Here is a 22,710-nt window from a genome sequence, read left to right on the forward strand (position 1 = left end):
GCGTGGCGCCGGAGTACGGGGAGCTCACGGCTCAGACCCCCTGGCCCGGACGGCGGCTGGGGTCGTCCCAGCCGGCGGGCGCGGCCGGCGGCACGACGCTGCCGGCGGGCGGGACCGTGCCGTAGGGCGGCGGCGGCAGCGGCGTGCCCGGCGTGGCCGAGTGCTCGCCGTAGCCGGACGTCGTCGTCTCGTAGCCGGTGGTCGTCTCGTAGTCACCGGTCGACTCGTAGCCCATGTAGGTCGGGGCCGGGTCGACGTAGTTGCTGCCCGAGGAGTAGGTCGACGGCGTCGAGGTGAGCTGCGACCGGCCGCCCGAGGACGAGTCGGCGCTGTGCGCGGCCTTGACACCGCTGGTCAGGCGACCGGCGACGATCCCGGCGAGCGCGGCGCCCAGCAGGAAGGCGCCCGGCTTGCGGCGGGCGAAGGAGCGCACCTCGTCGAGCAGGTCGGCCGGCTCGCGGTTCTGCAGCAGGGTCGCGAACTCCTCGACCTTGCTGGCGCCCTGCTGGAGCAGGTCGCGGGCGGGGCCGGGAGCGGGGGCGTTGCCCTCGACCATGCCGCGCAGCTGGTCGGCCAGGCTCGACAGGCTCTGCCCGGCCTTCTGCTGCTGCGAGACGGCCTGCTGGCGGACCTGGGTGCGACCCTGGTCGAGCAGGCTCTGCGCCTGATGCTTGGTCTCGGCCACGACGTTCTTGGCCTGGTCCGCGGCGGTCGTGGCGACCTGCGACCCGGCCTGCTTGGCGGTCTCGCCGACGTTGCGCGCCTCGTCCTTCGCCACGTCTGCGGTCGACGGCGAGCCCGAGGTGGTCGTGGTGGTCGAGGTCGTACTCGTGTCCCCGTAGCCGGTCGCGCCCGAGGAGGGCGGCGGCGGGAGGGGGGCGTCGATGGAGTGGGTCATCGTTCCTCCTGAGTGGATCTCGGTCGAGGCTGGCGCTACCCAGTAATGGATCACTCACACACATCCCGGCGACGGTCGTCGCCCGAATGGATGCAGGTGGAGCGGGTGGAGCAGGGTCGGCGGCGCGGGGCGCGCCGGCCCGGTGGACCGTGGGGAAGAGCGGGCCGGGAGCCGGCCGGCTGGCAGACCGCGCCCGGCGACGTCGCCGTTCCCGCAGGCCAGGGGCTACCCGGACGTGACGGTCCGGAAACCGACGTCGGTCACGTCGGGCGCGCGGGTAAGGTGTGCCTCACCTGAGTAGAGGAGGCCCCGTGGCCGAGCAGTCCCCGCGCCGCAGGCGGGTGCCCCGCACCGGCACCGTCGTGCGCACCGGCCACGTGACGCCGCACGTCGTCCGCGTCGTCCTCGGCGGGGAGGGGCTGGCCGGCTTCGCGCCCGGGCACACCGACTCCTACGTCAAGCTGCTCTTCCCGCCGCCCGGTGCCCCCTACGCCGCCCCCTTCGACGTCGACGACGTGCAGGCCCGGCTCCCGCGCGAGCAGTGGCCGGTGACGCGCACCTACACCGTCCGCTCGTGGGACACCGAGGCCGGCGAGCTGACCATCGACTTCGTCGTGCACGGCGACCAGGGCGTCGCCGGACCGTGGGCGCTGTCCGCCCGCCCCGGCGACACGCTGCAGCTGTTCGGCCCCGGCGGCGCCTACAGCCCGGCCGGGGACGCCGGCTGGCACCTCATGGCCGGTGACGAGACGGCGCTGCCGGCGATCGCGGCCGCGCTCGAGGCGCTGCCGGCCGACGCGCGTGCCGAGGTCTTCCTGGAGGTGGCCGGACCCGAGGAGGAGCAGGACCTCGTCGCCGGCCCCGGTGTCCGGGTCACCTGGGTGCACCGCAGCGGGGCGCCCGGCGTGGCGCTGGTCGCGGCCGTCCTCGCGGCCGACCTGCCCGTGGGCGACGTCCACGTGTTCGTGCACGGCGAGGCCGGCGCCGTCCGGGAGCTGCGCCGGTTCGTGCGGACCGGGCTCGGCGCCCCGCGGGAGCGGCTGTCGGTGTCCGGCTACTGGCGGATCGGCAGCACCGAGGACCGCTGGCAGGCCGAGAAGCCGCAGTGGAACGCCGCCGTCGAGGCCGAGGACGCCGGCCTGTCGGTCGCCTGAGGGCTGGTCAGCCGGTCCGGTCAGCCCGTCCAGGGGAACCGCGGGTCGCGGCGTCCGGCGAAGGCGGCGACGCCCTCGGCGAGCTCGCCGGAGGCGATCGTCTCGCGGTACCAGCGCCCGGCCACCTCCTCGGCGTCCCCGCCGCCGGCCAGCGCCGCCGTGACCTCCTTGGCCGCACGCTGGGTGAGCGCCGAGCGGCCGGCGAGCACCTCGGCGAACCGGCGCACCTCGCCGGCCAGGTCGCCGGCGGCCAGCAGGCGGTCGACCAGGCCGGTGCGCAGTGCGGTGTCGGCGTCGACGAGCTCTCCGGAGTAGAGGAGGTAACGGGTCGTCGCCGGGCCCACGAGGTCCATGAGCTGGCGGGTCGACGTCGGCGTGTAGACGATGCCGACCTTGGCCGGGGTGACGCCGAAGACGCCGGTCGGGTCGGTGAAGCGCAGGTCGCAGCAGGTGGCCAGCTCCACCCCGCCGCCGATGCAGTGGCCGCGGATCATCGCGATCGTCGGCCGGGGGAAGTCCCGCAGCGCGGCCTGCGCGGCGAGGTTGTCGCGGCGCAGCTGCGCCATCGGGTCCTCGGCGTCGGGCCCGCCGAGCAGGTCGGAGATGTCCGCGCCGGCGCAGAAGCTCGGGCCGGCGCCGGTGACGACCAGCACGCGGACGTCCGGGTCGGCGGCCAGCTCCGCCAGGACGCCGGGCAGCGCGGCCCACATGCCGGCGGTGAGCGCGTTGCGCTTGTCCGCCCGGTCGATGGTCAGGACGGCGACGGCGCCGTCGCGGCTGACCCGCAGGTGCTCGGCCACCCGCTCAGCCCAGGTCGTCCGTGGCGAAGGTGTCGCACTGCGCCGGGTCGCCGGTCTCGTAGCCGGTGAGGAACCAGCGCTGGCGCTGCTCGGACGAGCCGTGCGTGAACGCGTCCTGGTCCACGGTGCCGCCGCCGAGCTCCTCCTGGATGAAGTCGTCGCCGATGCGGCCGGCGGTGTCCAGCGCGCGGTCGACGTCGTCCTGGGTGATGTCGGCGATCAGCGGCGCCCCGGACTCGTCGGGGACGGTCTCGGCGTGGTTGGCCCACGTGCCGGCGTAGCAGTCGGCCTGCAGCTCCAGCCGCACGCTGCCGCTGTCGGCACCGGCGTCGCCGGGGGTGACCTGCCGGTTGGTGCCCAGCAGGTTCTGCACGTGGTGGCCGTACTCGTGGGCGAGTACGTAGGCGTTCGGGAAGGCGCCGCCCTCGGCGCCGAACTGGCTGCGCAGGGTGTCGAAGAAGGTCAGGTCGATGTACACGAGCTGGTCGGCCGGGCAGTAGAACGGCCCCGATCCGGAGGTCGCCCCGCCGCACTCGGTCTGCACCTGGCCGGAGAAGAACACCGTCTGCGTGGGGACGTACCCGTCGAGCGTCTGCGACCAGTAGTCCTGGATGGAGTCGATGTCGGCGACGACGGCGCACTCGACGGAGTCGTTGGCGTCGCCGCTGTCGTCGCAGGACTGCGCGAGGGTGCTGGTGTCGGCCGTCTCGCCCTCGCCGAGCCCGGCCAGTGCGCCGAGGCCGCCGCCGGCGCCGCCCCCGCCGCCCCCGAGCACCTGCACCAGCACGACGACGATGAGCCCGACCAGGCCGAGCCCGCCGCCGCCGACGGCGATCCCGCGGCCGCCGCCGAGGCTCCCGCCCCTGCCCCGCCGGTCCTGGACGTGCGACGTGTCGAGGTCGCCGCCCTCCCTGTACCGCATCGCCCTGTGCCCTCCCCGTTGTGCGTGCCGCTCGACCGTGCCACCGGTCCGGCTCGCCCGCACCCGGGGAGGCGGCCCACGGGTCAGCGGCGCCGGCGGGTCCCGAACAGGCCGCGGGTCAGCTCACGGCCGAGCGTGCTGGCCGCCGACCGGGCGAAGGAGCGGAAGGCCGACGACGCCACGAGGTCCCCGAGCACCCCGCGCTCCTCCTCCGGTGCGGCCTCGCGAGGCCGCCGCCGGGGCGCGGGCTCCTCGGCCCGCGCTGGGGTCCGGGTCCGGGTCCGGGTCGGGGCCGGAGGCGGCGGCGCGAGCCGGGCGGCCAGCATCTCCCGCGCCGACTCGCGGTCGACGGCGGTGCCGTAGCGGGTCTGCAGCGGCGAGGCCGCCACCGCCGCGGCCATCGCCCCGGGCTCCACGGTGCCCATGGACGCCCGCGGCGCCCGCAGCACCGTCCACGCGAGCGGCGTCGGCGCGCCGCGCTCGGACAGCACGGTCACCGCGGCCTCGCCGGTGCCCAGCGTCGTCAGCAGCTCCGCGACGTCGTAGACGTCGCTGCGCGGGAAGGTGCGCACGGTCTTCTTCAGCGCGTCGGCGTCCTCGGGGGTGAAGGTGCGCAGCGCGTGCTGCACCCGGTTGCCGAGCTGGCCGAGCACGTCGGAGGGGACGTCGGTGGGCTGCTGGGTGACGAAGAAGACGCCGACGCCCTTGGACCGGATGAGCCGCACGGTCTGGGTGACCGCGGTCAGGAAGGCCCTGCTGGCGCCGCTGAAGAGCAGGTGCGCCTCGTCGAGGAAGAAGACGACCTTCGGGGCGTCCAGGTCGCCCACCTCCGGCAGCTCCTCGAACAGCTCGGCGAGCAGCCACATCAGGAAGGTGGAGAACAGCGCCGGCCGGTCGGCGACGGCGGGCAGCTCGACGGCGCTGATGACGCCGCGGCCGTCGGGTGCAGTGCGGATCAGGTCGGTGGGGTCGAACGCCGGCTCGCCGAAGAAGACGTCGCCGCCGAGGTCCTCCAGCGCCACGAGCTCGCGCAGCACGACGCCCGCCGTCGCCTTGGACAGCCCGCCGAGGCCCGCGAGCTCCTCCTTGCCCTCCTTGCTGGTCAGCCAGGTGAGCAGCGCGCGCAGGTCGGCGAGGTCGAGCAGCGGCAGCCCGGCCTCGTCGGCGTGGTGGAAGACCAGGCCCAGCGAGCTCTCCTGGGTGGCGTTGAGGCCGAGCACCTTGGCCAGCAGGGTGGGGCCGAAGTCGCTGACCGTGGCCCGCACCGGGACGCCGGTGCCCAGGCCGCCGAGCGCCAGGTACTCGACGGGGAAGCCGGTCGGCTGCCACGGGTCGGCGGTGTCGGCCGACCGGCGGGTGACCCGCTCGGTGGCCTCCCCGGGACGGGCCAGCCCGGCCAGGTCGCCCTTGAGGTCGGCGAGCACCACCGGGACGCCGGCGGCCGAGAGCTGCTCGGCCATGAGCTGCAGCGTGCGCGTCTTGCCGGTGCCGGTCGCACCGGCGATCAGGCCGTGCCGGTTGAGCACCGACAGCGGGAGCCGCACCTGCGCGTCCGGGTGCGTCCGGCCGCCGACGGACACGGCGCCGAGGTCGAGGGCGGGGCCCGCGACGGCGTAGCCGGCCGCGATGCGCGCAGCCGCCGCAGCGGTCTCGTCGTCCGTCACTGGGGTGCTCGGCTCGCTCACGCGAGCGACCGTAGCGACGGGACCGCTCAGGCGCGCTCGGCCGGCTCCGCGCCGGTGCTCGGGACGGCGTCCGGGGCGTCGCGCAGGAACAGGTACCAGTAGGACGTACCGACGAAGACGACCGCGCCGACCAGGTTGCCGGCGCCCGCCACCAGCCAGTTGACCAGCGTGTCGTCCCACCCGAGGCCCTCGACGCCGGCGAAGTGGGCGGCCGGCAGGAAGAACATGTTGGCGACGACGTGGTCGAAGCCCATCGCGACGAAGGCCATGACGGGGAAGAAGACGGCGAGGATCTTCCCGGCGACGCTGCTGGAGGCCAGCGACATCCACACGGCCAGGCAGACCAGCCAGTTGCACCCGACGCCGCGCAGGAACGTCTCCCACACGGTGTGGTGCACCTTGCCGTCGGCGATCTCGGCCAGCCGGGTGAAGGTGAGCTGGGCGCTGCCGGTGCTGTCCGGGTCGCCGATGACGCCGGTGGAGACGGCCAGGAAGTAGGCGACGAACAGCGCGCCGACCAGGTTGCCGACGAGCACGAGCGTGAGGTTCCGGACGACGTCGCCGACGCTGATCTTGCCGTTCATCGCGCTGAGCGGGACCAGCATCATGTTGCCGGTGGCGAGGTCGGAGCCGGCCACGAGCACGAGCACCAGGCCGAGGGTGAAGGCCGCGCCCATGAACAGCGTCGGCAGCGTGCCCCAGGTGTCGGTGTCCAGGCCGGAGGACACCGTGACGGCGACCAGCGCGCCGAAGGAGATGTAGGCGCCGGCGAGGAAGGCGCTGACGAGGACACGGTCCCAGGTGCGGTGCACCTTCTTGGCACCGGTCGCGCTGGCGACCTTGGCGACCTCGGCGGGTTCCTTGGCGGTCATCGCGCCTCCCGGGGCTGCGGCGTCGTCCCGGGACGTTAGCGGCACGGGACCGTCCGTGCCGCCCGGGGACGCGGCCGGTGGGACCGTGGCCCTAGGGTCTGCGGTCGACGATCGGACGGGGAGGAGCCCATGGCGTTCTCGAACCGGGTGCGCAGCGCCCTGACCACCACGGTCCTGGCGACCGCCGCCACCGGCTTCCTCGCCGGCTGCGGCTCCGAGGACGAGCAGGAGCAGGTCGCCTACTGCACCAACGAGGACGGCGAGATCGTCGACGACGACTACTGCGACGACGACTACCGCGGCGGCGGGGGCGGCCTCTTCTTCCTCTACCTGGGCGCCTTCCGCCCCGGCCTGCCCGTGGGCAGCGTGCTGCCCCGCGGCGGCACGCGGGTCGACCCGCGCGACACCGCCGCCCGCCAGCGCTACGGCCTGCCCGGCACCGGCAAGGTGTCGGCCGGGCAGCGGGTGACCGGCGGCATCGGGTCGGGCACCGGCGGCTCGGGCTCCTAGGGGTGCGGCGCGTCGAGGGCGGCATCGTCCGGCCCGGCTGGGAGGCCGAGGTCGAGGCGCAGGGGCTGGTCTACAACCGGACCACGACGCCGGGTGGCGAGGTCCGCAGCTACTGGCGCGAGGGCCCCTACTACGACTTCACCGCCGCGGAGGTGGAGCGGCTCGAGGGCGCGGTCGCCCAGCTGTTCGAGATGTGCGTGGCCGCCGGCGACCACGTCGTCGAGAACGACCTGTTCGACCGGATGGGCATCCCGCTCGTCGCCCGCTCCGGCATCCGCGCCACCTGGGAGGGGGAGCCGCCGAGCGTCTACGGCCGGTTCGACCTGCGCTACGACGGCGAGGGCCCGCCCAAGCTGCTGGAGTTCAACGCCGACACCCCGACCGGGCTGGTCGAGGCGGCGGTCACCCAGTGGAACTGGCACCTGTTCACCGGGCAGGGCCGCGACCAGTGGAACGCGCTGCACGAGAAGCTCGTGGCCGCCTGGCAGCGCAACCTCACCCGGTGGGAGCGGCGGACCGGGGTGCGGCCGCGCGTGCACCTGGCCTGGACCAACGCGGAGACCTCCGGCGAGGACCGCATGACGATCGCCTACCTGATGGACACCGTCGTCCAGGCCGGGTACGAGGCGGTCGAGGTCCTGGTCGAGGACCTCGCGCTGGACTCCGGTGACGGCCGCTTCTACGACCCGTCGGGTCGCCACGTCGACCTCGTCTTCAAGCTCTACCCCTGGGAGTGGCTGGTCGACGACGAGTTCGGCGCCGCCGTCCTCGCCGACGCCGCGCGCCCGGGCGGGACGACGTGGATCGAGCCGGTCTACAAGATGCTGTGGAGCACCAAGGCGCTGCTGCCGGTGCTGTGGCAGCTCTTCGGCAGCGACCCGGTGCTCGGCGAGCTGCTGCTGCCGGCGTACTTCGCCGACGAGATGCCCTCGACGTGGCGGGACTACGTGCGCAAGCCGCTGTGGGGCCGCGAGGGCGCCAACGTCCAGATCGTCCGCGACGGGCAGGTGGTCACCGCGCTTCCCGGCCGCTACGGCACCGAGGGCTTCGTCGTCCAGGAGTTCGCGCCGCTGCCGGACTTCGCCGGCGTGGACGGCCCGCACCACCCGGTGCTCGGTGCCTGGGTGGTCGACGGCGAGCCGGCGGGCCTCGGCATCCGGGAGAGCGACGGGCTGATCACCGACAACCTGAGCTTCTTCGTCCCGCACGCCGTCGACGCCCGCTGAGCGCCCGGCCTCACGCGGGCCGGTGGGTGAGCGGCGTGACGCCGTTGCCGGCCGCGGCCGAGCAACGCGCGGGACCACGAACAGCCGGTACTCGTCGACGAGCCACGCCACGGCGGTCCTCCTGCCGTCGGCTGTCCCTGGACCGACTCCGCGGCAGGCCGGGACTCGTCGGTCGGCGGGCGTCCGGGGGCGGAACTACGGTCGGGTCATGCCAGTCGAGGGGGAGTACGAGCCCAGTCCGCAGCAGTGGGTCCGCGACCAGGTCGAGCGCTACGAGGCCACCGGCGGCCGGGAGGCGAACACGCTGCTCGACACCGGCCTGCCCGTCGTGGTCTTCACGACCCGCGGCGCCAGCACCGGCAAGGTCCGCAAGCAGCCGCTCATGCGGGTCGAGAAGGACGGCGTCTACGCGATGGTCGGCTCCCAGGGCGGGGCGCCGAAGGACCCCGCCTGGGTGGCCAACCTGCGGAAGTACCCGGACCAGGTGAGCGTGCAGGACGGCCCGGAGCCGTGGGACGGCGTCGCCCGCGAGATCACCGGCGAGGAGAAGGCCGAGTGGTGGGAGCGCGCGGTGGCCGCCTACCCGCCCTACGCCGAGTACCAGCAGAAGACCGACCGGGCCATCCCCGTCTTCCTGGTCGAGCGCAGGGACTGACCGCCGGCCGGCGGGCGGGAGCGGCGGCCGGGGGGACCTGGACGCGCCCCGCCCGGCTCCGGGACGATGCCGGGCACGACCACCGACCGGCTGCTGCGCGCCGCGCTGTTCCTCAAGGGACTCGACGGCGCGGTCGAGCTGCTCGCCGGCCTGGCGCTGCTCGTGGCGGGCCCGCGGCCGCTGGCGGGCCTGCTCCGCCGGGTCGTCGAGCACCACCTCCTCGGCAGCCCGCACGGCGCCCTGGCCGAGCGCCTGGCCGCCGGCGAGGCCGCCCTGGGCGGGGGCGACCGGACCTTCGCCGTCCTCTACCTGACCCTGCACGGCCTGGTGAAGCTCGGCCTCGTCGTCGCCCTGCTCCGGGAGGTGCTGCCCGCCTACCCGGTCGCCGCCGCGGTCCTCGGGCTCTTCTGCGCCTTCGAGGTGTACCGGGCGGTGGACCGGGACGCCTGGTCGATGTGGGCCGCGGCGGCGCTCGACCTCGCCGTCGTCGTGCTCGTGCTGCGCGAGTACCGGCGGCTCAGAAGCCGGCGACGGCGTGCGGGCGGTACGGCTCCTCGAGGCGGGCGACCTCCTCGTCGGTGAGGGACAGCTCCACCGCGGCGACGGCGTCGTCGAGGTGGCCCGCCCTCGTGACGCCGACGATCGGTGCGGTGACCACCGGCTGGGCCAGCAGCCAGGCCAGCGCCACCTGCGCCCGCGCGACACCGCGCTCGCGGGCCACCTCGGCGACCCGCTCCACGATGGCGCGGTCGCTGCGTTCGTCGTACAGGCGGCCGCCGAACGCGTCGTTCTCCGACCGGTTCGTCGTCTCGTCCCAGTCGCGGGTGAGCCGGCCGCGGGCCAGCGGGCTCCACGGGATGACGCCGATGCCCTGGTCGGCGCACAGCGGCAGCATCTCCCGCTCCTCCTCGCGGTTGAGCAGGTTGTAGTGGTCCTGCATCGACACGAACCGGTGCCAGCCGCGCTCGCCGGCCAGGTGCAGCGCCTTGCCGAACTGCCAGGCCCACATGCTGCTGGCGCCGAGGTACCGGACCTTGCCGCTGCGCACGCACGAGTCCAGCGCCTCGAGGGTCTCCTCGATCGGCGTGGCCGGGTCCCAGCGGTGGATCTGGTAGAGGTCGACGTGGTCGACCTGCAGCCGCCGCAGGCTCGCCTCGAGCTCGCGCAGGATCGCCACGCGCGACAGCCCGCCGCCGTTGGGACCCGGGCGCATCCGGCCGTGCACCTTGGTGGCCAGGACGACGTCGTCGCGGGTGGTGAACTCGCGGATAGCCCGGCCGGTGATCTCCTCGCTGCCGCCGGCCGAGTAGACGTTGGCGGTGTCGAGGAAGGTGACGCCGGCCTCCAGCGCCGCGCGGATCAGCGGCAGCGCCACGTCCTCCGGCAGGCTCCACGGCGTCATCCCGCGCCCGGGCTCGCCGAAGCTCATCATCCCCAGGCAGATCCGCGAGACCTCCAGGCCGGTGGCGCCCAGGCGCACGTACCTCATGCCGTCGCCCTCATGCCGTCGCCCTCATGCCGTCGCCCTCATGCCGTCGCCCTCATGCCGTCGTCTCCATGCGCCCACCCTGCGCCCGCGTCCCGCGCCCGGCGACCGCGCCGGTCAGGGCAGCGCGGCGGCCAGCTCGGGCACGCGCCCGGCGACGCCGTCGGGGAACGTGGTGAACGGCTCGGCCTCCACCCGCCGGCGGGCGCCCGTCCCGGTCCACCGCCAGGTCCCGACCGCCTGCCCGCCGGTGACGACGGTCGCGCGGAAGACCCCGTTGCCGCCGGGGACGATGCGGTCGGCGTGCTCGGGCGGCACCGTGCAGGTGCGGTCGGCGTAGCCGAGGACGACCTCGTCGAAGCCGGGCAGCAGGTGCAGCCCCTCGGCGTCGGCGCGGCAGGCGGCCAGCCGCTCCGGGGTGGCCGGGTCCATGAGCATCTCGGTGCCGTCGACGTCGACCGAGGTGAGCCGGTCGCGCACGGCCGCCAGACCCGCGCGGGCGTCCCGGACGGTGGTGCCGGCCCAGCGCACCAGGTCCGCGACCGTGGCCGGCCCGTGCCCGGTGACGTAGCGCAGCGCCAGCTCGGCCAGCGCCTCCTCGCGGTCCAGCCGCCGCGGCACGGGCACCCACTCGTCGAGCAGCACGAACGCCTGGTCGCCGCCCTCGACCGGGCCGAGCACCAGCGTCGAGGTCTGCGAGAGGTACCAGAGCGTGTGGTAGCCCTGCTGGCCCGCGACCGCGCAGCCGGCCTCGGCGAGGACCGCCAGCAGCTCCCTGCGCCCCAGCCGCCGCCCGCCGGACAGCGCCGCGACGGCGACCCCGCGGGACCGCTCGAGGTCGTCCTCGGTCAGCCCGACGACGGCCCGCCGCTTCGCCGCCCCGGCCAGCGCCCGGGTGCCGAGCAGCCCGAGCATCCAGGGCAGGTCCTCCGCGGGGGTCAGGTGCAGCGTGCCGCGCATCGGCCACGACCGGACGACGGCGCCGGCCTCGCACGCCGCCTGCACCCCGGCCCGCGAGCGGTCGGCGGTGCGCAGTGCCACCGAGGTGACCGCGCCGGGCCAGTCCTGCCCCTGGACGGCGAGCAGCCCGCGCACCGCCGCGGCGGCGTCCGGGAACGGCGGGCCGGCCACCCGCTGGGCGACCAGCCGCAGCAGCGCGACCTCCCGGGGCGTGGCCGTCGTCATGGCGCGAGGGTGCCACCTCCCGCCGACGTCCGGCCCCGCTCAGCTGTCGGCGCCGCGGGCGATCCCGAGCGTGGCCAGCAGGTCCTCCTGCAGCTGGCTCCACACCGTGCGGCAGGAGTCGACCTCGGGGGAGTCCACCCAGCGCCGCTCGCCGTGGTCGACCCGCGCGAGCGCGGCCAGGTAGCGGGCGGAGTAGCCGTCGAGGCGCTGCAGGCACCGGGCCGGCGGGTCGGTGACCGCGGCGAGGTCGCGGCCGAGGGTGGCCAGCGCCCGCAGGACGCGCTCGTCCCACCGCCGGTCGGTGTGGTCGTTGGCCGCCATCGGCTCGCTGCGCGTGGGCCGCAGCTGCCAGTCGGTGCACACCCTGCCGAAGCGCCTGTCCAGCGGCAGGAACCGGGTGTGGGCCTCCGCGACCTGCTCGCGCGTCCCGGTCAGCTCCAGCTCCGCGGCCATCCGGCGCTCGTCCTCGACCCGGCCGGCCTCGGTCAGCGACCACCCGCCGCCGTCGGCGAAGCGGGTGTGCACCACCCACCCGCGCGCGGCGAACTCCAGCAGCCGGTCCTCGACCTCGTCGCGGTCGAGGCCGAAGCGGTCGGCGATCCGGCCGGGTGAGGCGAGCCCGAGGACGCGGGGACCGTGCAGCACGAGGTCCTCGGGCACGGAGACGTGTGCGGGCACCAGGTCATCCTGGGGTACGGGCCCGTGCCCGGTCAGCGCAGCAGGTGCAGGTGGACCATGTCCTCCGCGTCGGGTTCGGTGGTGAGCGGGGTGAAGCCCACCGCGGCGGCCATGCGCAGGCTCGCCGCGTTGTCCGGCTCGATGCCCAGGACGAACTGCTCGACGTCGGCGGTCTCCGGGGCGGCCAGCAGCGCCCGCAGGGCCGCCCGGCCGTACCCGCGACCGCGGTACGCCGGGGCGACGACGTAGGCCGAGCCCATGGTGCGGCGGGGGTCGGTGGACAGGACGCGCTCGGTGACCGGGTCCCACAGCGTCCAGCGGTCGTAGACGTCCCCGCCGATCTGGGCCACCGGCCGGCCGTCGTCGTCGAGCGCCACGAAGGAGTGGGTGCGCAGGACCTGCCGCCCGCGGAACTCGTCGGTCCACCGGGTACTGCGCAGCGCCAGCTCACGCACCGGCCAGTCACGCCCGCCGAGCCGGCGCCGCGTCTCGCCGTCGTCGAACCACGGCGTGACGGCCGGCAGGTGCTCGGGCTGGAAGGGGACGAGCCGGACGGCGGGCACGGGTCGAGCCTGACCCCGGCCCGGGCGGCGCGCACCCGCGGGAACGGTGCCGGCGCTGACAGACTCCCGCCCGTGCAGGCCGGGGACTGGGACGCGCGGTACGCCGAGAGGCAGCAGTGGTCGGGGGAGCCCAACCCGCTGGTCGCCTCGCTCGTGGCGGACCTGCCGCCGGGCGACGCGGTGGACCTGGCGGCGGGGGAGGGGCGGCACGCGCTGTGGCTGGCCCGGCTCGGCTGGCGGGCCACGGCCGTCGACTTCTCGGCCACCGGCCTGGCGCGCGGGCGGGCGCAGCCGGGCGCCGACCGGGTCACCTGGGTGACCGCCGACGTCACCGGGTGGTCCGCGCCGCCGGACGCGCTGGACCTCGTGCTGGTCGCCTACCTGCACCTGCCCGACCCCGCGATGACCGACGTGCTGCGCCACGCGGTGGGCTGGCTGCGGCCGGGCGGGCGGCTGCTGCTGCTCGGGCACGACGTCGACAACCTCGCGCACGGCGTGGGCGGGCCGCAGGACCCGGTGATCCTGCACAGCCCGCGCAGGCTGGCGCCGGTGGCCGGGCTGCTCGACGTCGACCGGCTGGAGACCGTGCCGCGCGCGACGCCCGCCGGGACCGCGCTGGACACCCTGCTCTGGGGACGCCGACCGTCGTCCCCCGGCGCTAGCGTCTGAGGCGTGATGGGGATGGGCGGGGCCGGCGGCCCCGGAGCCGAGCGGCGGCGGCGACTCGTGGCCGCGGTGATCGTGCTGGCCATGGTGCTCGCGGCCGGTGCGACGGTGCTCTCCCTCGTCCTCGAGTGAGGAGGCGGCCGTGTCCGATCCGATCGAGGAGTGGTTCGCCGCGGCCGGGCCGCGCGAGGCCGAGCTGCGGCGGGTCGACGCGCTGGTGCGCGAGGCCGCGCCCGGGCTGGACCGGGAGCTCGTCCCGGCCGGTGCCGGGCAGGTGCTCGGCTACGGGTTGATGCCCTACCGGCCGCGGTCGGCGAGGGAGACCACCCGGTGGCCGCTGATCGCCCTCGCCGCGCAGAAGCGGCACCTGTCGCTGTACGTCTGCGCCGTCGTCGACGGGGAGTACCTGCCCGAGGTCCGCGCGGAGCGGCTCGGGAAGGTGTCCTGCGGCAAGAGCTGCATCCGCTTCTCCTCCCTCGACCGCGTCGACGCCGGCGAACTGGCCACGCTGGTGCGCGACGCCGCGGCGGTCACGTCCTCGGGCGGCAACGCGTACTTCGTCTCCTGACCGACACGCCGGGACGGCCTGCGGCGGGGACCTAGGTCCCTGGATCACCGCGTCCCCGCACGCCACGGTGGACACCGTCCCCCCTGGCACCGGACCGCACGAGGAGTCCCGCGCGCCCATGACGCTTCCCGAGCAGCACACCGCCGACCCCGCCGTCGAGCAGGCCGTCACCCGCCTCGTGGACGAGTTCGGCACCCGGCTCCGACCCCAGGTCGTCGGTCGCGTGGTGCGCTCCGCCCGCCGGGACCTCAGCGGCGTCCCGGCGACCGCGCTGCCCGAGATGGTGGAGCGGCTCGCGCGCACCCGGCTGCAGTCGGTCGGCTGACCCCCCCCCCCCCCCCCCCCCCCCCCCCCCGCCGAATCCGGTTGCCGCGCCCCGGACGATGACCGGGTGGGCTTCGTCGACGTGAGCGGGGTCCGGCACACGCTGCCGGACGGCCGGGTGCTGCTGGACGACGTCTCGTTCCGGGTCGGCGACGGCGCCCGGGCGGCGCTGGTCGGCGAGAACGGCGCCGGGAAGACGACGCTGCTGCGGATCATCGCCGGTGACCTGGTGCCCGAGGCCGGCTCCGTCGCCCGCAGCGGCGGGCTCGGCGTCATGCGGCAGTTCATCGGCTCGGTGCGCGACGACACCACGGTGCAGCGCTTCCTCGTCGACCTCTCCGCCCCGGCGGTGCGCGCCGCGTGGGACGCCCTCGAGGCCGCCGAGCTCACCCTCATGGAGACCGACGACGAGCCCGCGCAGCTGGCCTACGCCGGCGCGCTGGCGCAGTGGGGCGACGCCGGCGGCTACGACGCCGAGGTCACCTGGGACACGGTGACCGTGGCGGCCCTGGGCGTCCCCTACGACCGGTGCAAGTACCGCGAGCTGTCCACGCTCTCCGGCGGTGAGCAGAAGCGGCTGGCGCTGGAGGCGCTGCTGCGCGGGCCCGAGCAGGTGCTGCTGCTCGACGAGCCGGACAACTACCTCGACGTCCCCGGCAAGCGGTGGCTCGAGCAGCGGCTGCTCGAGACCCGCAAGACGGTCCTGTTCGTCAGCCACGACCGCGAGCTGCTCGCGACCGTCGCCGACCGGGTGGTCACCGTCGAGGGCCGGACGGCGTGGGTGCACGGCGGCGGCTGGGCCGGCTACCCCGGCGCGCGGGCCGCCCGGCACGAGCGGATGGCCGAGCTGCGCCGGCGCTGGGAGGAGGAGCACCAGCGGCTGGTGGACCTGGTGCGGACGCTGCAGCAGCAGGCGGCCAACTCCCCGGACATGGCCAGCCGGTACTCGGCGGCGCAGACCCGGCTGGCGAAGTTCGAGGCGGCCGGGCCACCGCCGGACCGCCCGCCGGAGCAGCGGGTGACGATGCGGCTGCGCGGCGGGCGCACCGGCGTCCGGGCCGTCATGGCCGAGCAGCTGGAGCTGACCGGCCTCATGCAGCCGTTCGACCTGGAGGTCTGGTACGGCGACCGGGTCGGCGTCCTCGGGGCCAACGGTGCGGGCAAGTCGCACTTCCTGCGGCTGCTGGCCGGGGCCGACGTCGCGCACACCGGGTCCTGGCGGCTCGGGGCGCGGGTGGTGCCCGGGATGTTCGCGCAGACCCACGCCCATCCGGAGTGGCTGGACCGGACGCCGGTGGACCTGCTGTGGCACGGCGAGCCCGGCCGGCCCGGCGTCGACCGCGGCCGGGCGATGGCGACGCTGCGCCGCTACGGGCTCACCGACGCAGCCGACCAGCCGTTCCGCACCATGTCGGGCGGGCAGCAGGCCCGGCTGCAGGTGCTGATGCTCGAGCTGTCGGGCGCCACGCTGCTGTTGCTGGACGAGCCCACCGACAACCTCGACGTCCTGTCCGCCGAGGCGCTGGAGGAGGCACTCGCCGCGTTCGACGGCACCGTCCTCGCCGTCACCCACGACCGCTGGTTCGCCCGGTCCTTCGACCGGTTCCTCGTCTTCGGCGCCGACGGACGGGTGTACGAGTCCGCCGAGCCGGTGTTCGACGAGACGCGGGTGGTCCGCGCCCGCTGACCGCCCCGTCAGGCCGGCTTGACTGTCAGGGCAGCCTGACGGACGCTGGGTCGTGGACGTCGACGACCTGGAACGGCAGCACACCCTCGGCAGCGCGGTCCGGCGCTACGAGGAACTTCGCGCGCGGGACTCCCTGGCCGATCCCGACGACCCCCAGGGGCTGCGGCCGCTCGACCGCGACGAGGCGCTGGAGCTGCTGGCACTCGGCGAGGTGATCGCCCGGCGCGCGGCCCAGGGCCGGCAGCTCACCGTGCGCACCGCGCGGACGACGGGCGCGTCGTGGGCGCAGATCGGCCGCGCGCTCGGCGCCACCCGGCAGTCGGCGTGGGAGGCGCACCGGCGCTGGATCGACGCGCAGGTCGCCCGCCGCAACCAGTCGGACCACATGGGCTTCGACGACGACGAGGCAGCCGAGGCCCGCGCCCTCCTCGCCAACGACGCCGACTGAACCGGCCGGGCCGGGCGGCGGAGATGGCCATTCCTGCCGCTCAGAAGGCCCGGCCCTCGCCGCGGTAGGTGGGGACGGCGCCGGTGCGCGCGTCGCCGGCGAGGGTGTGCAGGACGTCGACGTGCTCGCACACCTCACCGGCCTTCGCATGGCGGAACCACACCCGGTCGCCCACCCGCAGCCCGTCGGCGCCCGGCCCGCGCAGCGGCGTCTGCACCTCCCCGGCGCCCTCGGTGCCGAGCAGCCGCAACCGGGGCGGGTGCACCGGGCGCGGAAGCCGGTCGGCACCGGGCGGGCCCGACGCGATCCACCCGCCGCCGGCCACGGTCACGGTCCCGGCCGTGGGTCGGCGGGTCACCGGCAGCGCGAAGAGCAGGGCCGGCCGGCCGCGGACGGCGCGGTACCCGTCGAACAGCGTCGGCTGGTAGAGGCCCGAGCCCGCGGCCAGCTCGGTGACGGCGGCGTCGGCGGCGGTCCGCTCGAGGCTGCCGGTGCCGCCACCGTTCACGAACCCCAGCGGCGCCACCGTCGACACCGCGGCCACCGCCGCCGCCCGCCGCCCGGCCAGCTCGCGCAGTGACAGCGCCTGCACGCCGCGCACCGCGAGACCGCGCAACGGGCGCCCGGGCGGCGCGTCGGGCACCCCGGCCACCTGCGCCTCGTAGGCCATCAGGCCGACCAGGGCGAAGCCGCGCCGGTCGCACACCGCCCGGGCCAGCGCGGCCGCGCCGGCCGGGTCGTGCACGGGGGAGCGGCGCACCCCCACGTGCACCCGGCCGCCGGCGGCACGCAGCGAGGCGTCGAGGTCGAGGCAGACGCGCACCGGCGGGCGGCTCCCGGGCGGGGCCACCGCGTCGACGGCGTCGAGGTGGTCGGGTGAGTCGACCACCAGCGTCACGCGGGCGGCGAGCGCGGGGTCGGCCAGCAACCGGCGCAGCGCCGCCCGGTCGACGCTCGGGTAGCCGACGACGACGTCGTCGCACACCGGGTCGTCCCCGCCGGCCAGCCACAGCGCCTCGGCCAGCGTGTAGGCGAGCACGCCGGCGAAGCCCGGCCGGGCCAGCACCCGGCGCAGCACCGCGCGGCTGCGCACCGACTTGCTCGCCACCCGGATCGGCCGTCCGCCGGCCCGCCGGGTCAGGTCGGCGGCGTTGGCGTCGAGGGCGTCGAGGTCGAGGACGGCGAGCGGCGGGTCGAGGTCCGCCGTCGCGGCGTCGAGCCGGGCACGGGCCGGGGTCACGGTCCCTGAGCCTCCCGGCCGGCCGCCCGTGATGGCAAGCGCGCCGGGCCTCGACGCGCTCGACGCGGGCCGACACACTGCCGCCGACACCGGAGGAGGGGCAGCGTGGCCGGGACCTGGCGCAACTGGGCGGGCAACCAGCGGGCGGCCGGGCTGACCGTCGTCGCCCCCGCCGGGACGGAGGGGATCGCCGCCGAGGTGCGGGCGGCCGCGGCGGCGGGCCGTCGGGTCACCGCGCTGGGCAGCGGGCACTCCTTCAGCGGGATCGGCCGCCCGGAGGACGTCGCCCTGGCGCTGCACCGGCACGCCGGGCTGGTCGGGGTCGACGACGGCGGGCTGGTGACCGTGCAGGCCGGGATGCCGCTGCACCGCCTGAACGCCGAGCTGGCCGCCCGCGGCTGGGCGCTGACCAACCTCGGGGACGTCGACCGGCAGACCGTCGCCGGCGCCCTGTCCACCGGCACCCACGGCACCGGCGCCCGCTTCGGCGGCCTGGCCACCCAGGTGCGGGCGCTCGAGCTGGTCACCGCCGGCGGCGAGGTGCTGCGCTGCTCGCCCGCCGAGCACCCCGACGTGTTCTCCGCGGCCCGCATCGGCCTGGGCGCGCTCGGTGTGCTGAGCACGGTCACGCTGCAGGCGGTGCCGGCGTTCGCCCTGCGCGCGGAGGAGGGGCCGGCCCGGCTGCCGGACCTGCTCGACGCGTTCGACGAGGTCATGACGGCCACCGACCACGTCGAGTTCTACTGGTTCCCGCACACCGACCGCTGCCTGACCAAGCGCAACACCCGGGTGCCGCTGGAGCAGGTCGCCCCGCTCGGCCGGGTGCGGGCGTTCCGGGACGACGAGGTGCTCGCCAACGCCGGCTTCGCCGCCGTCGTCGCCGCCGGCCGCCGGGTGCCCGCGCTGGTGCCGCCGCTGGCCCGCCTGTCCGCCGGCGCGCTGGGCGCGCGCACCTACACCGACGTCGCGCACCGGGTCTTCGTCTCCCGCCGCCGGGTGCGCTTCCGCGAGATGGAGTACGCGGTCCCGCGGGCGGCGGCACCCGGGGTGCTGGCCGAGCTGCGTCGGGTGGTCGACGCCGGGCCGGAGCGGGCTCCGTTCCCGGTGGAGGTGCGGGTGGCCGCGGCCGACGACGTGCCGCTGTCCACCGCCCGGGGCCGCGACACCGCCTACGTCGCCGTCCACGTGCCCGCCCGCGATCGCTCCGGCGGCTGGTTCGCGGCGTTCGAGGCGATCGCCGGCGCGGCCGGCGGGCGCCCGCACTGGGGCAAGCTGCACGGCCTCGACGCCGCCGTCCTGGCCGGCCGCCACCCGCGGTTCGGCGAGTTCACCGCGCTGCGGGAGCGGCTCGACCCGGCCGGCGTGTTCGCCAACGCCCACCTCGACCGGGTGCTCGGCCCGGTCGGGGCGGGCGGAGGGCAGGCGTGAGCACGAGTCAGAGGTCGACGTCGGGCTCCCCGCTGCCGCCGATGCGGTCGAGGTCGGCCATCTCGGCCGGCCCGAGCACGCGGGCGGCGGCCTGCAGGTCCTCCTCCAGGTGCGCCACCGACGACGTGCCCGGGATGAGCAGGACGTTCGGCGAGCGGGCCAGCAGCCAGGCCGGCGCCACCCGCATCGGCGTGGTCTCCAGCCGCCGCGCCACCGTCTCCAGCGCCGCCGACTGCAGGGGCGTGGAGCCGCCCAGCGGGGAGAACGGCACGTAGGCGACGCCCTCGCGGGCCAGCGCGTCGACCATCGGGTCGTCGTCGCGGTGCACGAGGTCGTGGTGGTCCTGCACGTACACCACCGGCGCGATCGCCCGCGCCTCGGCGACCTGCTGCGTCGTCGCGGTGGAGTCGACCACGTCGATCACGTCGACGCCGAGGTGGTCGAGGTCGTCGTGCACCGCCTGCTCCAGCTCGGCGGGGGACTGGGCCTCGGGCCACCCGCCCTCCGGCGTCCGCCGGGCGCCGACCTTCGTGACGCTGGTCAGCTGCTCGGGATGGGGGTGCAGGGCCTCGCGGACGACCTCGTTGGTCCGTGCGGGCCGGCCACCTGCATCGCGCCGTAGCCGAGCCGGTTGACCGTGCGGTCCCCGAGTGCGGACCGTCCTGACCGCTCGGCGGTCGTCGGCGTCACGACCGCCTCGTACCCGTCGTGCGCGATCGGACCCCGGTTCAGGCCGCCCGGTCCAGCCGGCCGGCCACCTCGGTCCGCCAGGCGCTGACGTCGGCGGTCACCCGCGCGGTCTCCCGCCGGTCGGACCGCCGGGCCACGAGCGCCAGCCCGCTGCCCGCCAGCGCCAGGACGGCGCCGACCCACATCGGCGCGGTGTAGCCCAGGTCGAGGGAGATGACCAGCGCGCCCAGCGCGGCGCCGACGGCGTTGGCCACGTTGAACGCCGCCTGGTTGGCCGCCGACACCAGGCTGCCGCCGCGCACCCGCGCGGCCTCGATGACGCCGTTCTGCACGACCGGGCCCATCGCGAAGGCCACGGTGCCGAACAGCACCAGCAGGACCACCGCGGCGACGGGGGAGCGGGCGAGGAAGGCGAAGGCGGCCAGCAGCGCCGCGGTGGTGAGCAGCCCGGCGACGACGAAGGACCAGCCGAACCGGTCGCCCAGGCGGCCGCCGGCCAGCGTGCCCACGGTGGTGCCCACGCCGAACAGCGCGAGCACCGGGGTCACCCAGCCCTCGGAGATGCCGGCGAGGTCGGTGAGGATCGGGCTGACGTAGCTGTAGACGGAGAACAGCGCGGCGAACCCGACCATCGTCAGGCCGAGCACCAGCCACACCTGACCGCGTCGGAAGGCGGCGAGCTCGGCGCGCAGGTCGCCGCGCTCCCCGGCGCCGGCGGGCAGCCAGGCGAGCAGCCCGGCGATGGTGACCAGGCCGATGACGGCGACCGCGCCGAGCACCAGGCGCCAGCTCAGCTGCTGGGCGACGAACGTCCCGAGCGGGACGCCGACGACGTTGGCCAGCGTCAGCCCGACCATCATCAGCGAGATCGCCTGGGTGGCCCGCTCCGGCGGGACCAGCTTCCGCGCGGCGACCGCGCCGACGCCGAAGAACGACCCGTGTGCCAGCGCGGTGAGCACCCGCGCCGCGGCGAGGGTCTCGTAGGTGGGGGCCACCGCCGACAGGGCGTTGCCGACGACGAACACGACCATCAGCGCCACCAGGGTCTGGCGGGGCGAGAAGCGCACGCCGAGCGCGGTGAGGGTCGGGGCGCCGAGGACGACGCCGACCGCGTAGGCGGAGATGAGCAGGCCGACGGCGGACACCGAGACGCCGAGGCCGTCGGCGATCTCGGGCAGCATGCCCATGACGACGAACTCGGTGGTGCCGATGCCGAAGGCGCCGACCGCCAGCGCGAGCAGGCCACGGGGCACGAGGGACTCCAGGGGACGACGAGGCGGACGGGGAGCGCGGACGTCGTCGTCCGGAGGACCCGAAGAGGGGCGGTCTACCGAGAGGCAAGCCACCGGCCGTGCGGGGCATGCCCCGCACGGCCGGTGGGTGTGGTCACAGTCGGGTCAGGGCCGCAGCAGCACCTTGACCGAGCCGTCCTTCTTCTCGCGGAAGTCCGCATAGGCCTGCGGTGCCTGCTCGAGCGGCACGCGGTGCGTGGCGAAGTCGTCGACGCCGAGCGGGTCGCCGTCGACCAGCAGCGGCAGGATGTCGGGCACCCAGCGCCACACGTTGGCCTGGCCCATCCGCAGCTGGATCTGCTTGTCGAACATCCGCATGAGCGGCAGGGGGTCGGTGGCCCCGCCGTAGACGCCCGACAGCGAGATCGTCCCGCCGCGGCGCACCGCGTCGATGGCGGTGTTCAGCGCGGCCAGGCGGTCGACGCCGGCCACCTGCATGACCCGCTCCATGATCGCGTCGGGCACGACGGCGGTGGCCTTCTGCGCCATGCTGGCCAGCGGGGAGCCGTGCGCCTCCATGCCCACGGCGTCGATCACGGCGTCCGCGCCGCGGCCGGCGGTCGCCTCCTGGATCGCCCGGACGACGTCGTCCTTCTTCGTCGTGCGGATGACGTGGGTGCCGCGCGCGGCGGCGCGGGCGAGCCGCTCCGGGACGACGTCGGAGGCGTAGACGTCGTCGATGCCCAGGTGGTGGGCGATGCGGGTGCACATGTCGCCGATCGGCCCGAGCCCCAGCACCAGCAGCGTGCCGCCGGGGGGCGTCGCGGCGTACTGCACCGCCTGCCACGCGGTGGGCAGGACGTCGGAGAGGTAGACGAAGCGGTCGTCGGGCGCGCCCTCGGGGACCTTGATCGGCAGCGTGTTGCCGAAGGGCACCCGCAGGTACTCGGCCTGACCGCCCGGCACCTGCCCGTAGAGCTTCGTGTAGCCGAACAGCGAGGCGCCGAAGCCCTTCTCGCGGTTCTGTGTGGTCTCGCACTGCGACTGCAGGCCCTGCGAGCACATCCAGCAGCTGCCGCAGGAGATGTTGAACGGGACGACGACGCGGTCACCGGGCTTCACGGCGGTCACCGCCGAGCCGACCTCGCGGACGACGCCCATCGGCTCGTGGCCCATGACGTCGCCCTTCGTCATGAACGGCGCCATCACCTCGATCAGGTGCAGGTCGGATCCGCAGATCCCGCTCGAGGTGACCTCGACGATGACGTCGGTGTCCTCCTGCAGCGTCGGGTCGGGGACGGTGTCGACCTGAACGTCGGCACGTCCGTGCCAGGTGACTGCGCGCACGGGGACCTCTCCTCGGATCGTGTGCAGGGGCGGCGCCGGAAGGGGCGTCCAGGGTCCTCGTGCCCGCTGTGGGCCTCATCGCCCCTGGTTCAACGCTCAACCGGCGCGCCCCTCACGTTCTGTGACGTCCGTTCGACGGGGCGTCGAAGTACATCCGTGCAGCTCTGTGGCCCGTGCCACACGGCCGACCCTCCATACCCCGGTCTCCAGATCACGTAACGGTCACAGCGTGTTTACATGGGTCCCGCCCGCTCCCCCGGGCTCCGCAGCAGTACGTCCCTGTCCCCGACGGAAGTCAGGTGCATGACCGAGCTCCACCCCGACCGCCTCCTCGACGGAGGGACGGCCGCTCATCCCGCGGCCGGCACCCCCCTCCGGAACGCACCGGTGGTGTCGCCCGACCGGCGACCCGCCGATGCCGCGGAGGCCTCGAGGCCCACCCCGCA

25 protein-coding genes are annotated in these 22,710 nt (G+C 75.6%); 12 read left to right on the forward strand and 13 right to left on the reverse strand.

Going from position 1 to position 22,710, the window contains the following annotated elements:
• Positions 1-31: 31 nt before the first annotated feature.
• Positions 32-898, reverse strand: coding sequence for a hypothetical protein (locus HLV61_RS00890; RefSeq protein ID WP_369252027.1), 867 nt, complete (start codon positions 896-898; stop codon positions 32-34).
• Between the two features lie 311 nt (positions 899-1,209).
• Between HLV61_RS00890 and HLV61_RS00895 the strand changes: the two genes are divergently transcribed.
• Complete coding sequence (locus HLV61_RS00895) at positions 1,210-2,052, forward strand: siderophore-interacting protein (RefSeq protein WP_369252029.1); 843 nt, start codon at positions 1,210-1,212, stop codon at positions 2,050-2,052.
• A gap of 20 nt (positions 2,053-2,072) precedes the next feature.
• On the opposite strand, the gene HLV61_RS00900 is transcribed toward HLV61_RS00895, so the two are convergent.
• The 4 genes from HLV61_RS00900 to HLV61_RS00915 all read right to left on the reverse strand — a co-directional run bounded on the left by HLV61_RS00900 (position 2,073) and on the right by HLV61_RS00915 (position 6,331).
• Positions 2,073-2,852, reverse strand: a complete 780-nt coding sequence (locus HLV61_RS00900; protein WP_369252031.1) for an enoyl-CoA hydratase/isomerase family protein — start codon at positions 2,850-2,852, stop codon at positions 2,073-2,075.
• Between the two features lie 4 nt (positions 2,853-2,856).
• On the reverse strand, positions 2,857-3,774 hold the full coding sequence (gene ypfJ, locus HLV61_RS00905; RefSeq protein WP_369252033.1) for a KPN_02809 family neutral zinc metallopeptidase: 918 nt from the start codon (positions 3,772-3,774) through the stop codon (positions 2,857-2,859).
• A gap of 83 nt (positions 3,775-3,857) precedes the next feature.
• Complete coding sequence (locus tag HLV61_RS00910; RefSeq protein WP_369252035.1) at positions 3,858-5,459, reverse strand: helicase HerA-like domain-containing protein; 1,602 nt, start codon at positions 5,457-5,459, stop codon at positions 3,858-3,860.
• 26 nt (positions 5,460-5,485) lie between these two features.
• Entirely contained in the window at positions 5,486-6,331 is an 846-nt protein-coding gene (locus HLV61_RS00915) for a formate/nitrite transporter family protein (protein ID WP_369252037.1), read from the reverse strand.
• A gap of 129 nt (positions 6,332-6,460) precedes the next feature.
• On the opposite strand from HLV61_RS00915, the gene HLV61_RS00920 reads away from it, so the two are divergent.
• The 4 genes from HLV61_RS00920 to HLV61_RS00935 all read left to right on the forward strand — a co-directional run bounded on the left by HLV61_RS00920 (position 6,461) and on the right by HLV61_RS00935 (position 9,304).
• Positions 6,461-6,841 carry a hypothetical protein gene (locus tag HLV61_RS00920; RefSeq protein WP_369252039.1) on the forward strand — a complete coding sequence of 127 codons (381 nt, stop codon included), beginning with the start codon at positions 6,461-6,463 and terminating at the stop codon, positions 6,839-6,841.
• Positions 6,842-6,843: 2 nt separating this feature from the next.
• A complete protein-coding gene (locus tag HLV61_RS00925) occupies positions 6,844-8,067 on the forward strand; it encodes a glutathionylspermidine synthase family protein (RefSeq protein WP_369252041.1) in 1,224 nt (407 codons plus the stop codon).
• A gap of 208 nt (positions 8,068-8,275) precedes the next feature.
• Positions 8,276-8,722, forward strand: a complete 447-nt coding sequence (locus HLV61_RS00930) for a nitroreductase family deazaflavin-dependent oxidoreductase (protein ID WP_369252043.1) — start codon at positions 8,276-8,278, stop codon at positions 8,720-8,722.
• 66 nt (positions 8,723-8,788) lie between these two features.
• Positions 8,789-9,304, forward strand: coding sequence for a DUF2127 domain-containing protein (locus tag HLV61_RS00935; protein ID WP_369252045.1), 516 nt, complete (start codon positions 8,789-8,791; stop codon positions 9,302-9,304).
• Here HLV61_RS00935 and HLV61_RS00940 read toward each other — a convergent pair.
• The 4 genes from HLV61_RS00940 to HLV61_RS00955 form a co-directional block, all read right to left on the reverse strand.
• Entirely contained in the window at positions 9,240-10,211 is a 972-nt protein-coding gene (locus HLV61_RS00940) for an aldo/keto reductase (protein ID WP_369252047.1), read from the reverse strand. The genes HLV61_RS00935 and HLV61_RS00940 overlap by 65 nt on opposite strands.
• A 114-nt stretch (positions 10,212-10,325) precedes the next feature.
• Positions 10,326-11,393, reverse strand: coding sequence for a winged helix DNA-binding domain-containing protein (locus HLV61_RS00945; RefSeq protein ID WP_369252049.1), 1,068 nt, complete (start codon positions 11,391-11,393; stop codon positions 10,326-10,328).
• A 39-nt stretch (positions 11,394-11,432) separates the two neighbouring features.
• On the reverse strand, positions 11,433-12,071 hold the full coding sequence (locus HLV61_RS00950; RefSeq protein ID WP_369252051.1) for a hypothetical protein: 639 nt from the start codon (positions 12,069-12,071) through the stop codon (positions 11,433-11,435).
• Positions 12,072-12,103: 32 nt separating this feature from the next.
• Positions 12,104-12,634: a GNAT family N-acetyltransferase gene (locus HLV61_RS00955; protein ID WP_369252053.1), complete on the reverse strand. Its 531-nt coding sequence runs from the start codon at positions 12,632-12,634 to the stop codon at positions 12,104-12,106.
• 72 nt (positions 12,635-12,706) lie between these two features.
• Between HLV61_RS00955 and HLV61_RS00960 the strand changes: the two genes are divergently transcribed.
• From HLV61_RS00960 to HLV61_RS00985, 6 genes are all read left to right on the forward strand, one after another.
• Positions 12,707-13,303 carry a class I SAM-dependent methyltransferase gene (locus HLV61_RS00960; protein WP_369252055.1) on the forward strand — a complete coding sequence of 199 codons (597 nt, stop codon included), beginning with the start codon at positions 12,707-12,709 and terminating at the stop codon, positions 13,301-13,303.
• A 3-nt stretch (positions 13,304-13,306) separates the two neighbouring features.
• Positions 13,307-13,432 (forward strand): hypothetical protein, encoded by a 126-nt coding sequence (locus tag HLV61_RS00965; RefSeq protein ID WP_369252057.1) that lies wholly within the window; start codon positions 13,307-13,309, stop codon positions 13,430-13,432.
• 10 nt (positions 13,433-13,442) lie between these two features.
• Positions 13,443-13,868 carry a DUF1801 domain-containing protein gene (locus HLV61_RS00970; protein ID WP_369252059.1) on the forward strand — a complete coding sequence of 142 codons (426 nt, stop codon included), beginning with the start codon at positions 13,443-13,445 and terminating at the stop codon, positions 13,866-13,868.
• Between the two features lie 118 nt (positions 13,869-13,986).
• Positions 13,987-14,193 carry a three-helix bundle dimerization domain-containing protein gene (locus tag HLV61_RS00975; protein ID WP_369252061.1) on the forward strand — a complete coding sequence of 69 codons (207 nt, stop codon included), beginning with the start codon at positions 13,987-13,989 and terminating at the stop codon, positions 14,191-14,193.
• Positions 14,194-14,259: 66 nt separating this feature from the next.
• A complete protein-coding gene (locus tag HLV61_RS00980) occupies positions 14,260-15,879 on the forward strand; it encodes an ABC-F family ATP-binding cassette domain-containing protein (RefSeq protein ID WP_369252063.1) in 1,620 nt (539 codons plus the stop codon).
• 52 nt (positions 15,880-15,931) lie between these two features.
• Positions 15,932-16,327 carry a hypothetical protein gene (locus tag HLV61_RS00985; protein ID WP_369252065.1) on the forward strand — a complete coding sequence of 132 codons (396 nt, stop codon included), beginning with the start codon at positions 15,932-15,934 and terminating at the stop codon, positions 16,325-16,327.
• Positions 16,328-16,367: 40 nt separating this feature from the next.
• Here the strand turns inward: HLV61_RS00985 and HLV61_RS00990 are convergent, their stop codons facing one another.
• Complete coding sequence (locus HLV61_RS00990; protein WP_369252067.1) at positions 16,368-17,567, reverse strand: alanine racemase; 1,200 nt, start codon at positions 17,565-17,567, stop codon at positions 16,368-16,370.
• Between the two features lie 105 nt (positions 17,568-17,672).
• Between HLV61_RS00990 and HLV61_RS00995 the strand changes: the two genes are divergently transcribed.
• Positions 17,673-18,995: a D-arabinono-1,4-lactone oxidase gene (locus HLV61_RS00995; protein WP_369252069.1), complete on the forward strand. Its 1,323-nt coding sequence runs from the start codon at positions 17,673-17,675 to the stop codon at positions 18,993-18,995.
• Positions 18,996-19,002: 7 nt separating this feature from the next.
• Here HLV61_RS00995 and HLV61_RS01000 read toward each other — a convergent pair whose 3' ends face one another.
• From HLV61_RS01000 to HLV61_RS01010, 3 genes are all read right to left on the reverse strand, one after another.
• The gene (locus HLV61_RS01000) at positions 19,003-19,452 is read right to left on the reverse strand and encodes an aldo/keto reductase (RefSeq protein WP_369252071.1); all 450 of its coding nucleotides are present in this window, start codon (positions 19,450-19,452) and stop codon (positions 19,003-19,005) included.
• Between the two features lie 271 nt (positions 19,453-19,723).
• A complete protein-coding gene (locus HLV61_RS01005; protein ID WP_369252073.1) occupies positions 19,724-20,938 on the reverse strand; it encodes an MFS transporter in 1,215 nt (404 codons plus the stop codon).
• Between the two features lie 144 nt (positions 20,939-21,082).
• On the reverse strand, positions 21,083-22,264 hold the full coding sequence (locus HLV61_RS01010; protein WP_369252075.1) for an alcohol dehydrogenase catalytic domain-containing protein: 1,182 nt from the start codon (positions 22,262-22,264) through the stop codon (positions 21,083-21,085).
• Positions 22,265-22,710 lie beyond the last annotated feature (446 nt).

The organism is Geodermatophilus amargosae (assembly GCF_041028265.1).
Taxonomy (GTDB): domain Bacteria; phylum Actinomycetota; class Actinomycetes; order Mycobacteriales; family Geodermatophilaceae; genus Geodermatophilus; species Geodermatophilus amargosae_A.